Origin of the sequence: Pseudomonas sp. NPDC087690 (assembly GCF_044743175.1) — a bacterium.
Classification (GTDB): Bacteria; Pseudomonadota; Gammaproteobacteria; order Pseudomonadales; family Pseudomonadaceae; genus Aquipseudomonas.
In genome coordinates this window covers 144541-156922 of sequence record NZ_JBIUVX010000005.1, presented here as the reverse complement: position 1 = coordinate 156922, position 12382 = coordinate 144541, and the positions used below count along the sequence as shown (strand labels likewise).

The following is a 12382-nucleotide window of genomic DNA, read 5'->3' as shown; positions in this document are numbered from 1 at the left end:
CGGCGATCAGTTGGTCTTTAGTAAGAGCCATGTAGTGTTCCTTCCCTATCAAATTCATATGGATTGCAGAGTGCAGTGTCAGCCATCGAGCCCGATCTTCTGGATCTGGCACCCTCGGCGATAACCACGACGAGTCGGGTTATAGATGCCGAAATCAGGGTTTGGTTCGACCTGACAAATGCTGATTGCACGCTTAACGCAGTGACTTCGCGTAAGACCGGGCAAAACTAGCACAGAGACGGGGAAATATCCGCCTCTAGCTACCCATTTGGTCAGCTTTATTGCTCTAAATCGGTAAAAAACTGCATAAGCCCGGCGGCACGACCCGGTTTTGCCCTACAACCCCCCGTTTATACTGCCGTCGACACAGTTTCCCGGTTATGCAGGAGCTGCCGAAGGCTGCGATCTTTTGATTTGGCTTTTGAAAAAAACAAGATCAAAAGATCGCAGCCTTCGGCGGCTCCTACAGAGAGTCTCGACCGGAGATTCGGGTACACTTAGCGCTTTTTCGGGGGAGCCTGCCCTCCTCCCTTCCAACAGCCGAGAAGCCCATGCCGATCCGTCATTGCATCGTCCACCTGATCGACAAAAAACCCGACGGCACGCCCGCAGTTCTGCACGCCCGTGACACGGAACTGGCCGAGTCTGCAGCCATCGAAAACATGCTCGCCGACCTCAACGAGAGCTATAACGCCAAACAGGGCAAAGCCTGGGGTCTGTTCCATCCGGAATCCGGTGCGTTCCCGTTCAGTGGCTGGCTGAAGGAATACATGGAAGGCGGCAAGGACTTCACCGCGTTCAGCAAAGTCGCGGTCGAGCATTTGCAAAAGCTGATGGAAGAATCGAACCTGTCGGTCGGCGGCCACGTGCTGTTCGCCCACTATCAGCAAGGCATGACCGATTACCTGGCGATCGCCCTGCTGCACCACAGCGAAGGCGTGGCGGTGACCGATGAGCTGGACGTGACCCCGTCGCGCCACCTCGACCTCGGTCAGTTGCACTTGGCGGCGCGCATCAACGTCTCCGAGTGGCAGAACAACAAGCAGTCCAAGCAATACATCTCGTTCATCAAGGGCAAGAACGGCAAAAAGGTCTCGGAATACTTCCGTGACTTCATCGGTTGCCAGGAAGGCGTCGACGGCCCCGGCGAAACCCGCACACTGCTCAAGGCCTTCAGCGACTTCGTCGAGAGCGAAGACTTGCCGGAAGAATCCGCCCGCGAGAAGACCAAGACCCTGGTCGATTACGCCAGCAGCCAGGCCAAACTCGGCGAACCCATGGGCCTGGAAGAACTATCCGAGCTGATCGACGAAGAGCGCCCGAAAGCCTTCTACGATCACATCCGCAACAAGGATTACGGCCTGTCGCCAGAGATTCCGGCGGACAAACGCACCTTGAATCAATTCCGCCGCTTCACTGGCCGTGCCGAGGGCCTGTCGATCAGTTTTGAAGCGCACCTGCTGGGCTCGAAGATCGAGTACGACGAAGAAGCCGGCACCTTGGTGATCAAGGGCCTGCCGACCTCGCTCACCGATCAGCTGAAGCGCCGTAACTGATGCTCGGCAATGTGCTGAAGAAGGTTGCGCTGGTTCTGCTGGTGGTCGTGGTTTATCAGAACTGGGGCAAGATCGAGCGGGTGTTCAACCCTTCGCAAATGGTTGCAGAGCAAACGCGCGCGCAAGCCAATGTCGTGCTCTACGCCACCGACTGGTGCGGCTACTGCAAGCAGACCAAACGCTTTCTCGACAGCAAGGGAATTCCCTTCAAGGAGTTCGATATCGAGAAGGATGCCGAGGCGCGCAAGGCGTATGAGGCATTGGGTGGACGCGGGATTCCGTTGATTGATGTCAACGGCACGTTGATTCGCGGGTTTGACCCGGACGAAATCCTCGCTGCCCTGAAATAACCTGTAGGAGTGAGCCTGCTCGCGATAGCGGTGTTTCAGTCGATAAATCCGCCGATTGACACACCGCTATCGCGAGCAGGCTCACTCCTACAAAGTTTTGCTACAGACTTGAGAGATCAGCGGGCTTCGATGCGGAAACCAAAACGCGGGAAGTGCACATGCACTACGCCGCCACGCTCGTCCTCGCGACGAATGATCAACTCTTCGCGACCGGCAAACAACAACTCACCCACCACCGGATCAACCCCGTAATCCGTCGCCGAGATTGCCACCTGCTGGCCAGCCTTGCAGCCGTTTGGGTCAACGAACTGCTCGTTCGGCAAATCTGCCGGCATCGCATTGCGCGCCACTTCCAGTGCTTCCTCAGAAGTCATCGCGCTCGCCGCGCCATGGCCAAAGCCCAGCACTCGACCCAACCACGCCGAAACGGCCGGATACTCATCCACCAGCGGCGCCGTGACGTGAGTCGCCTTGAGGAACCACATTGGATGCGCCAGTGCGAAGTCGGCAATCGACGGCTCACCGAACAGGAAGTCACCCTGCTCGCGCTGCAATTGCTGCTCCAGCCGCGCCATGATCGTCGGCCACTGATGCTTGGCCTGTTCGGCGGATAAACGCGTGGCACTGCCACCCGAGAACAGACCTGCACGGTCGGCGATAAACGCCTTGATCGCTTCCGGTGGCAGCTTGGCGAAACGCACAGCCACCGATTCCGGCTGGAATACCAGACTTACGGCATGCTGGAACACCACCGAATCAACCCAGGTGGCGAAACTCGCGGTGGTCATTTCCTGACCTTCAGGAAAGAAGCTCGGCAGGGCTTTTTCCTGCTCCAATCGACGGGCGATCAGCGAAGTGTCGCAATAGATGTCTGCGCCGATTTGCAGCACCGGAGTCTTGCGATAACCGCCGGTCAGGGCGGTCAGATCAGGTTTCGGCATCACTGGCGAAATGTGTACCGAGCGCCACGACAAGCCTTTGAAGCCCAGCAGCAGGCGGGCCTTCTCGGCAAATGGAGAGGTCGGGTAATGATGCAGAATCAACTCGGACATGCTCGGCTCCGCCGCTCAGATAGTGAGCTGGCAGCTTAGCGTGCATTTGCTTAGCAGCCTACAGATCTGGCTGATGGGAACCAATCAGTCAGATTGATAAGACGCGACCAGACATTCCTTGGCACTCTTGCGCAACTTTTTGATCAGCCGTTCCTGGCGCAACGCATCACTTTTGTCGCGGCACAGTTCAGTGTAAACCAATGCCATGGCCGGGCTGGAGAGGAAGAACCGTGCGCCTTTGCCACTTTGATGCTTGGCGAAACGACGCACCGGATCGTCGCTGATCCCGCAATACAACGAACCATTGGCAGCGCGAACGAGGTAGACGAACCAGGATTTGCTCACCGGCTCGGCAACATCGACAGATTTTTCGCTAAGGCTGGTCACTTCGGGATCAGAACGTGTAGGAAACAGGCGGCGATCTTATCAGCGACTGGCCTGAAATGCCCTCAGTCCCTTCAACGCCTGCGCTCGCACGGCATTGCGTACCAGCGGCGTCCAGCCGAGCAGCAAGCCTTTGAACCCCAGTGCCTGACGGGACCAGCGCCACAGATCGAAGTGGTCGTGATGCTCGCAGATCCTGCCGTCACGGAAGACGAAACGCGCCTGGATATCATTGATGACGATATTGCCGGTCTGGCTGAACAGGTAAGTCGCGACCCAATGCGCTCCGCCGCTGCGCTCGTCGGCGCGGACGTTGTCGAAGGTCAGCGAGAAATCCCTGGCCCGAGTGGTAAGCATGCGCCACATGTCGCCGGCATCGCGCCCGCGCAGTTCGCCAAAGGCCGGGTCGCTGAACACCACGTCGTCGGTATAGCACGCGGCCATGGCCTCGGCATCCAGACGCTGGAAGGCTTCGTAGAAGCGGGTGATCAACTCGGCGTGGACTTCACTCATGGGCAATCTCCAGATAGGTACAGATTGCCAGCACGATAATCTGCAATGGGCGGAAACACTATCGGCATTCGCCCACCGAATACGGCAACACACAAAACTCCTGTAGGAGCTGCGGCACGCTGCGATCTTTTGATGTTGATTTACCAAGGATAAAATTCAAAAGATCGCAGCGTGCCGCAGCTCCTACAGGGGTCAGATTCTTTCGCTCTGCACTTGCACGTACAGCGCACGCCCGGCTCCGAGGCCGGCGAGGATCGCACCTGTGCCAATGATGCCGAAGATCCAGCCCACCGCGTTCCAGCCGCCGGTCCAGTCATGCACCACGCCGACCGCGAACGGCCCCATCGACGCCAGCGTGTAACCGAAGCCCTGAGACATGCTCGACAGGTTCGCCGCAACATGGGAATCGCGTGAGCGCAACACGATCAGGGTCAATGCCAGACTGAACGTACCGCCCTGCCCCAGACCCAGCAGAATCGCCCAGCCCCACAAACCTTCGATCGGCGCATAGAGACAGCCGAACAGGCCACCGAGGGTCAACGCCATGACCACGACAATCGCCAGACGCTGATCCTTGCCACGGGTCGCCAGCCACGGCGCCGCCAGCGAACTGGCGAGCTGGATAATCACCGAACCGGACAACACCAGACCTGCCTGAGTCGGCGTCAATCCACGACCGATGAGGATCGACGGCAACCAGCCGAACACGATGTACGCCAGCGACGATTGCAGGCCCATGTACAACGTCACCTGCCAGGCCAGCGGATCACGCAGCAAACCGCGCACGCGATAGGCGGCATTGTGTGCGCCGTGTTTCTGGCCGACCTGCGGCAGCCAGAACAACGCCGCCACCAGCGCCGGGATGACCCAGAAGCCCAGGCCAATTGTCCAGTCGCCGCCAAAATGCTCGCTTAGAGGCACACTCGTGCCCGCCGCCATTGCCGCGCCCAGGCACAGGGCCATGGTGTAGACGCCGGTCATGGTGCCGGCGTGTTTGGCGAAGTCGCGTTTGACGATGCCCGGCAGCAATACGCCGACGATGCCGATACTCGCGCCGCCCAGTACGCTGCCGGCGAACAGACCGATTTCACCAAAGCTGCTGCGCAAAATGATGCCGCCGGCCAGTGTCAGCAGAATCCCCAACACCACACGTTCAGCACCGAAACGCCGCGCCAGAATCGGCGCCAGCGGTGCGAACAAACCGAGGCACAGCACCGGCAGCGTGGTCAGCAATCCTGCCTGAGCCGCCGACAGACCGAGGCTTTTCGACACGTCGCTGAGCAGCGGCGCCATGCTCGACAGGGCCGGACGCAGGTTCAACGCGACCAGAATCAAGCCGAGCAGCAACAGCCAGGGCCGGCGCACCAGCGGATGGCTTTGTTGCACTTGCTCGTCATCGGCCTCGGCATCGATCAGCAGCTCTTCAAGCTCCGTTGTGCGTTTGGGGGTTGTGGATATCTCACTGCGGGACATGGATTTCTCGGTTTCAAGGTTCATTGATCAACTGCCTCGACAAGGCTTTGGCCCGTTCCGGGTCGCGTTGTTCGACCGCATCGAGCAACGCGATGTGCAGGTCGAACACTTCCTGACGGCGCGGGACGATGTTCAGGGTCTGGCGCAATTGCGCGCCGACGATGCTGGAGAAATAGCGATACAGCTCGCTGAGGGTCGGGTTGTGCGCGGCGTCGACCAGCCGGCGGTGGAACACCAGATCACAGGCAATGTAGGTGTCGAGGTCGCCATGGTAGTGACTGCCGCTGGTGCCAAGGGCCTCGCGCAACGCAGCGAGGTCTTCATCGGTGCGGCGCAATGCCGCCAAACCGATGGCTTCGACTTCGAGGATGTGCCGGGTTTCACGCGCTTGATCCAGCGAGCAGCACGACAGCGCCTTCAGCGTGTCGAGCGGATCGACCAGCGCGCGCAAATAACTGCCGTCGCCCTGACGAATCTCGATCAGCCCGGAAAACGCCAGCACCCGCATGGCTTCACGCACGGTGTTGCGGCTGATGCCCAGCTCAGCGCACAGCTCGGGTTCGGTCGGCAGACGCTCGCCGACTTGCCAGGTACCGCTGTTGATGCGCTGACGGAGTTGATCCAAGGCCTGATCGACCAGGGATCGTTTGATGAGTGGAGAAATGTCTGACATAGGATTCGCCCTTTCATCCAATCATAGGATGAATTTTCTGACATGTTAGTCAGACCCGTGTAGGACGGCAACCACCTAGGGTCAATCGGAGACCCATGAAGCGGTATTTTCGATTGGTCAAAATTACCCTTTAAGGGTAATTTCAGGGACAGGGTTTTGGTTTCTTATGGAAAAGAACACACCCCATTATGAGCTGGCGGTGATAAAGGCTGAGGTGAGGCGGTTAGGTCAAAAAGCTTTCACCAAAGCTTCGGTCAAATCAGCGGAGAAGCTCGGCTTCAACCTCAGCGAAATGCTAGAGATCGTTTTCGAGCTAAAAACCAGGATGTTGTACAAATCGATGACTACTTATGACGATCATCGAATCTGGCAAGACGTGTATCACATCAATTCACGAGATCAGGAGATTTACATCAAGGTGACCTACCGCCCCGGCGGCAGCCCACCGGTAATCTCCTTCAAGGAGAAGAACCCATGAAAACCCAGCAATGTGTCAGCTGCGGTGCACGTGAGGGAATGAGGCATTTCCAGGGTCGCGGAGAAACCCTGAGTGTCAAAGGCATGGAGCGCCGTGTAGACGATCTATCTGGTTGGGAGTGCCAGAAGTGCGGTGAAGTGGAATGGGATTTCGACACCGATAGTGCTGAGCGTTATTGTGATGCCGGTGACGAGCTGGTTCTCGCTGGCAGACAAATGATCGGCGCCGAGATGAAACGTATTCGACGCAAATTGCACCTGACGCAGAAAGAGACGGTACAACTGCTCTCTGGTGGCGGGCATAACGCATTCTCTCGCTACGAACGCGGCGAGTTACTTCCACCCAAAGCATTGGTGCTGCTGATGCGTCTATTGGATCGTCATCCCTACATGCTCGTCGATATCCAGACCTTGGCTGAAGGCGCAGACCTGCGAGGTTTCACGCACACCGTACACAAGGAACACGAAACCCTCAGCGTTTCCTGACTCCAAAAAACAAACCCGGCACAAGGCCGGGTTCGTTTTACTCACAAACCATCAATGCAAAATCTGACTCAAGAACAACTTCGTCCGCTCATTCTGCGGATTATCGAAGAAGTCGTTCGGCGCCGCCTGCTCAACGATTTCACCCTTGTCCATGAAGATCACGCGGTTGGCCACGGTACGGGCAAAGCCCATTTCGTGAGTCACGCAGAGCATGGTCATGCCGTCTTCAGCCAGACCGATCATGGTGTCCAGAACCTCTTTCACCATCTCCGGATCGAGCGCTGAAGTCGGTTCATCGAACAGCATGATTTTCGGTTTCATGCACAGGGCGCGGGCAATCGCCACACGCTGTTGCTGACCGCCGGACAGTTGCCCCGGAAACTTGTGCGCCTGCTCCGGAATGCGTACGCGTTCCAGGTAATGCATGGCAATTTCCTCGGCCTTGCGCTTGGGCATCTTGCGTACCCACATCGGCGCCAGGGTGCAGTTCTGCAAAATGGTCAGGTGCGGGAACAGGTTGAAGTGCTGGAACACCATGCCGACTTCGCGGCGGATCGCTTCGATCTGCTTGAGGTCGTTGGTCAGTTCCACGCCGTCGACGACGATGCGGCCCTGCTGGTGTTCTTCCAGACGATTGAGGCAACGGATCGTGGTCGATTTGCCCGAACCCGAAGGGCCGCACAGGACGATACGCTCGCCCTGTTTGACGTTGAGGTTGATGTCTTTGAGCACGTGGAACTGGCCGTACCACTTGTTGACGCCCTGCATCTGAATAATGCCTTCAGGACCTGCAGGCTTTTTGATTGCTTCACTCATTTACACAACTCCTAACGCTTGTGGCCAGTGTCGAGCTTGCGTTCCAGATGCATGGAATAGCGCGACATACCAAAACAGAAAATCCAGAACACCAGGGCGGCGAACACGTAGCCTTCGGTGGCCATGCCCAGCCATTTCGGATCGGCAGCGGCTTGCTTGACGCTGTTGAGCAGGTCAAAGAGGCCGATGATGATCACCAGACTGGTGTCCTTGAACAGCGCAATGAAGGTGTTGACGATGCCGGGGATCACCAGCTTCAGGGCTTGCGGCAGGATCACCAGGCCCATCGAACGCCAGTAACCGAGGCCCATCGCCGCAGCCGCTTCGTACTGACCTTTGGGGATCGCTTGCAGACCGCCGCGCACCACCTCAGCCACATAGGCCGACTGGAACAGGATCACGCCGATCAGCGCCCGTAGCAGTTTGTCGAAGTTCATGCCCTCAGGCAGGAACAACGGCAGCATCACCGAAGACATGAACAGCACGGTGATCAACGGCACGCCGCGCCAGAACTCGATGAAGGTCACGCAGACCACACGAATCGCCGGCATGTTCGAGCGTCGCCCCAGCGCCAGCACAATCCCCAACGGCAAGGCACCGGCGATGCCGACGGTGGCGATCACCAGGGTCAGCATCAGGCCGCCCCACTGGCTGGTCGCCACGTTGGTCAGACCGAACCCGCCATGCAGCAAGGTGAAGGCAATGATCGGGTACAACACCAGAAAGCTCAGCCCGTAGATCGCTTTGTGCGGCATACGCGCGATGAACAATGGCGCCGCGCCGATCACCGCCAGCCACACGGTCAGGTCGACGCGCCAGCGCAGTTCCGGCGGGTAGTAGCCGTACATGAACTGGCCGAAACGCTGCTGAATGAACACCCAGCAGGCGCCGTCCTTGGTGCAGTCGGCGCGAGTGGTACCGACCCAGTTGGCATCAATGATTGCCCAACTGAGGATCGGTGGCACGACGAGGTAGATCAGGTAGAACGCAAACAGGGTCAGCAGGGTGTTGAGCCAGCTGGAGAACATGTTCGCGCGCATCCACGCCACCACGCCGATGCTGCTGTTGGGTGGAGGCATGTCGGGTTTGAAAGTATGAGTACTCATGCGCTTTTCCTTACCGCTCGATCAGCGCAATGCGCTTGTTGTACCAGTTCATCAGCAGAGAAATGCTGATACTGATCGCCAGGTACACGCTCATGGTGATGGCAATCACCTCGATCGCCTGACCGGTCTGGTTAAGCACCGTGCCGGCGAACAGCGAGACCATTTCCGGGTAACCGATACCGGCGGCCAGCGAAGAGTTTTTCGCCAGGTTGAGGTATTGGCTGGTCAGCGGCGGAATGATCACGCGCAGGGCTTGCGGAATGATCACCTTGCGCAGGGTCGGGCCGTTGCGCAGGCCGAGCGAACGCGCCGCTTCGGTCTGACCATGGCTGACCGACTTGATCCCGGAACGCACGATCTCGGCAATGAACGCCGCGGTGTATACGGTCAGGGCCAGAGTCAAGGCGAGCAATTCCGGGATCAGCACCCAGCCGCCGACAAAGTTGAAGCCTTTGAGCTCAGGCATTTCCCAGTGCAACGGGGCACCGAAGATCAGTGCGCACAGGGTCGGGATCACTAGCAGAATCGCCAGACCAACCCAGAACTTGTGGAACGGCACACCGGTTTCTTCAAAACGCTTGTTCGCCCAGCGTGTCATCAGCACGATGCCGACAATGGCCACCACGATACTGATCACGAACGCCCAGAAACCGTCGGCGGCCAGCGCGGCCGGCATGTTCAGGCCACGGCTGCTGACGAAGAAGGTGTCACCGAAGTTATGGCTGTTGCGCGGCCCTGGCATGGTCAGGAATACCGCGAAGTACCAGAACAGAATCTGCAGCAGTGGCGGAATGTTGCGGAAGACTTCCACATACACCGTCGCCAGCTTGCTGATGATCCAGTTCTGCGACAGGCGCGCCACACCGATGATGAAACCGAGGATCGTCGCCAGAATCACGCCGATGACGGTCACCAGCAGGGTATTGAGCAGACCGATGACAAAGACGCGGGCATAGCTGTCCGCTTCGGTGTAGTCGATCAGGTGTTGAGCGATGCCGAAGCCGGCACTGCGCTCAAGAAAGCTGAAGCCGGAAGTGATGCCCCGGTGCTGCAGGTTGGTTTGGGTGTTGTCGAACAGGTACCAGCCCATCGAGACCACCGCGACAACGGTGATGATCTGGAATAGCCACGCACGCACTCGTGGATCGCTGAGGCTGAGCCTCTGCTTTGGTGCGCCGATTGAATTTTGCATGAAGTGCCCCGCAAGAAATGGAACAGAACATCACCCGGCGGTTGGCCCGCCGGGTGATAGAACCATTAGCGCACTGGTGGTGCGTACTGAATGCCGCCGTTGTTCCACAGGGCGTTCAGGCCACGGTCGATTTCCAGCGGAGTGCTCTTGCCGAGGTTTTTCTCGAAGATTTCGCCGTAGTTGCCGACTTGCTTGACGATCTGCACAACCCAGTCCTTCGGCAGTTTCAGGTCTTTGCCGTATTCGCCGTCGGCACCGAGCATACGAGCGACGTCCGGGTTCTTGGTCGACTTGGCTTCAGCCTCGACGTTCTTCGAGGTGATGCCGGCTTCTTCGGTGTTGAGCAGCGCGTAGCCAACCCAACGCACGATGGCCAGCCACTCGTCGTCGCCGTTACGCACGACCGGACCCAGTGGTTCTTTGGAAATGGTTTCCGGCAGAACCACGTAGTCTTTCGGCGATGCCAGCTTGGAGCGCTGGGCAAACAGCTGAGACTTGTCGGAAGTCAGTACGTCGCAACGACCGGATTCCAGCGACTTGGCGCTTTCATCGGAGGTATCGAAAGTGATCGGGGTGTATTTCAGACCGTTGCCGCGGAAGTAGTCGGAAACGTTCAGTTCGGTAGTGGTACCGGCCTGGATGCAGATGGTTGCACCGTCCAGCTCTTTGGCACTTTTCACGCCCAGCTTGTTGTTCACCAGAAAGCCGATGCCGTCGTAGTAGGTAATGAAGCCCGGGAATTTCAGGCCCATGCCCGCATCGCGGGAACTGGTCATGGTGGTGTTGCGCGACAGGATGTCGATCTCGCCCGATTGCAGCGCGGTGAAGCGCTCCTTGGCGTTCAACTGACTGAACTTGACCTTGGTCGCGTCGCCGAATACGGCAGCGGCCACAGCGCGGCAGACGTCAGCGTCGATCCCGAGGATCTTGCCGGTAGCGTCCGGTACCGAGAAGCCCGGCAGACCGTCGCTCACGCCACACTGCACGAAACCTTTCTTCTGCACTGCATCCAGGGTTGCACCCGCCTGAGCGAACCCGCTGACACCGAGTACTGTTGCTGCAGTCACGATGGCCAGGGTGGATTTCAACATCTTCATTCAAACCTCCAGTTTTGCTCTTGTTGTGTCGGAGCTTGAGTCCAGTCGCACCCTTTTGAGGCGTTGTTGACCCGTGTTGGCTTTTTTTGGGGTCAACCGACGTAAGACCTTCGCTATGAGTCTAGTAGGAGAAAATCCACATCATGGACAACTCACTTCTCACCAATCGGCCGAACGGGCTGTAGCCCTTTCACGTTCGCTGCGCCCGTAGCGGCCATTGGCGAACATCCATCACCGGATTTTTTGCAATCCCGTCGCCAGTCGTACACTGATAGTGTTACCGCCGGGCGTAGGATCTTTCGTACAGTTCCCTCCATAGCAAAGCCCGTACCACACCGACTGCGGAAACGATTCGGCGACAGGTCAATAGCAAAACTTGTAACCTTGCGACATCTTCTTAACGGATCAACCAGACGCGCACTCGAATCACGCACTCAATGAGAGCGCCCGCACATATTTGGAGCAGACATGACCGAGCCCTTGATTCTTCAGCCTGTTAAGCCCGCAGACGCCTGCGTGATCTGGCTGCACGGCCTCGGCGCCGATCGCTATGACTTCCTGCCCGTAGCGGAAGCCTTGCAGGAAAGCCTGTTGAGCACGCGTTTCGTGCTACCGCAGGCGCCGACTCGTCCAGTGACGATAAATGGCGGATATGCCATGCCAAGCTGGTACGACATCAAGGCGATGAGCCCGGCGCGAGCGATTGATCGCGATGAGCTGGAAGCCTCTGCTGATCGCATCATCGAATTGATCGAAAACGAGCGCGCCAGCGGAATAGACGCCTCGCGGATTTTCCTCGCAGGGTTTTCCCAAGGTGGCGCCGTGGTCCTGCACAGCGCATTTGTGAAATGGCAGGGGCCGTTGGGCGGTGTGCTGGCGTTGTCGACGTATGCGCCGACCTTTAATGATGAGATGCAGCTTTCAGCCAGTCAGCAGCGGATTCCCGCAATATGCCTGCACGGCCAGTTTGATGGCGTGGTGCAGAACTCGATGGGACGCAGCGCCTACGAGCATTTGGTGAAGCATGGTGTCACCGTGACATGGCAGGAATACCCAATGGAGCACGAAGTGTTACCCGAGGAAATTCGCGACATTGGCGTCTGGTTGAGCGAGCGTCTGCGCTGATCACGCCAGCATTGCCTGTCCTTTGATCATCCCACTACGCCGCGCCCGTTTCTTGCATTACACTGGCCGGCGTACATTCCTT

The 12382-nt window shown here is 58.1% G+C and carries 14 protein-coding genes; 5 read left to right on the top strand and 9 right to left on the bottom strand.

The window, feature by feature from the left end:
* The first annotated feature begins 551 nt into the window (after window positions 1-551).
* Complete coding sequence (gene yejK / locus ACIPIZ_RS10050) at window positions 552-1556, top strand: nucleoid-associated protein YejK (RefSeq protein WP_007909053.1); 1005 nt, start codon at window positions 552-554, stop codon at window positions 1554-1556.
* Window positions 1556-1906 carry a glutaredoxin family protein gene (locus ACIPIZ_RS10045; RefSeq protein WP_034154584.1) on the top strand — a complete coding sequence of 117 codons (351 nt, stop codon included), beginning with the start codon at window positions 1556-1558 and terminating at the stop codon, window positions 1904-1906. Before yejK ends, ACIPIZ_RS10045 begins: the two co-directional genes overlap by 1 nt.
* Before the next feature lie 116 nt (window positions 1907-2022).
* On the opposite strand, the gene ACIPIZ_RS10040 is transcribed toward ACIPIZ_RS10045, so the two are convergent.
* From ACIPIZ_RS10040 to ACIPIZ_RS10020, 5 genes are all read right to left on the bottom strand, one after another.
* Window positions 2023-2958, bottom strand: a complete 936-nt coding sequence (locus ACIPIZ_RS10040; protein ID WP_401165158.1) for a glutathione S-transferase family protein — start codon at window positions 2956-2958, stop codon at window positions 2023-2025.
* An 84-nt stretch (window positions 2959-3042) separates the two neighbouring features.
* The gene (locus tag ACIPIZ_RS10035; RefSeq protein ID WP_008083651.1) at window positions 3043-3345 is read right to left on the bottom strand and encodes a GIY-YIG nuclease family protein; all 303 of its coding nucleotides are present in this window, start codon (window positions 3343-3345) and stop codon (window positions 3043-3045) included.
* Between the two features lie 39 nt (window positions 3346-3384).
* A complete protein-coding gene (locus tag ACIPIZ_RS10030; RefSeq protein WP_401165157.1) occupies window positions 3385-3855 on the bottom strand; it encodes a nuclear transport factor 2 family protein in 471 nt (156 codons plus the stop codon).
* Between the two features lie 192 nt (window positions 3856-4047).
* Complete coding sequence (locus ACIPIZ_RS10025; RefSeq protein ID WP_122853530.1) at window positions 4048-5352, bottom strand: CynX/NimT family MFS transporter; 1305 nt, start codon at window positions 5350-5352, stop codon at window positions 4048-4050.
* Complete coding sequence (locus ACIPIZ_RS10020; RefSeq protein WP_401165155.1) at window positions 5342-6001, bottom strand: FadR/GntR family transcriptional regulator; 660 nt, start codon at window positions 5999-6001, stop codon at window positions 5342-5344. Before ACIPIZ_RS10020 ends, ACIPIZ_RS10025 begins: the two co-directional genes overlap by 11 nt.
* Window positions 6002-6167: 166 nt before the next feature.
* On the opposite strand from ACIPIZ_RS10020, the gene ACIPIZ_RS10015 reads away from it, so the two are divergent.
* On the top strand, window positions 6168-6479 hold the full coding sequence (locus ACIPIZ_RS10015) for a type II toxin-antitoxin system MqsR family toxin (protein ID WP_064393289.1): 312 nt from the start codon (window positions 6168-6170) through the stop codon (window positions 6477-6479).
* The gene (locus ACIPIZ_RS10010; RefSeq protein WP_064393290.1) at window positions 6476-6964 is read left to right on the top strand and encodes a type II toxin-antitoxin system MqsA family antitoxin; all 489 of its coding nucleotides are present in this window, start codon (window positions 6476-6478) and stop codon (window positions 6962-6964) included. The genes ACIPIZ_RS10015 and ACIPIZ_RS10010 overlap by 4 nt, the downstream gene beginning before the upstream one ends.
* 51 nt (window positions 6965-7015) lie before the next feature.
* Here ACIPIZ_RS10010 and ACIPIZ_RS10005 read toward each other — a convergent pair whose 3' ends face one another.
* From ACIPIZ_RS10005 to ACIPIZ_RS09990, 4 genes are all read right to left on the bottom strand, one after another.
* Complete coding sequence (locus ACIPIZ_RS10005) at window positions 7016-7780, bottom strand: amino acid ABC transporter ATP-binding protein (RefSeq protein ID WP_038357653.1); 765 nt, start codon at window positions 7778-7780, stop codon at window positions 7016-7018.
* A gap of 11 nt (window positions 7781-7791) precedes the next feature.
* Window positions 7792-8886, bottom strand: coding sequence for an amino acid ABC transporter permease (locus ACIPIZ_RS10000; RefSeq protein ID WP_401165152.1), 1095 nt, complete (start codon window positions 8884-8886; stop codon window positions 7792-7794).
* A 10-nt stretch (window positions 8887-8896) separates the two neighbouring features.
* On the bottom strand, window positions 8897-10078 hold the full coding sequence (locus ACIPIZ_RS09995; protein WP_064393292.1) for an amino acid ABC transporter permease: 1182 nt from the start codon (window positions 10076-10078) through the stop codon (window positions 8897-8899).
* Window positions 10079-10143: 65 nt separating this feature from the next.
* Window positions 10144-11175, bottom strand: a complete 1032-nt coding sequence (locus ACIPIZ_RS09990) for an amino acid ABC transporter substrate-binding protein (RefSeq protein ID WP_007914328.1) — start codon at window positions 11173-11175, stop codon at window positions 10144-10146.
* 468 nt (window positions 11176-11643) lie between these two features.
* Here ACIPIZ_RS09990 and ACIPIZ_RS09985 point away from each other — a divergent pair, with 468 nt between their 5' ends.
* Window positions 11644-12300, top strand: a complete 657-nt coding sequence (locus ACIPIZ_RS09985; RefSeq protein ID WP_064393293.1) for an alpha/beta hydrolase — start codon at window positions 11644-11646, stop codon at window positions 12298-12300.
* Window positions 12301-12382 lie beyond the last annotated feature (82 nt).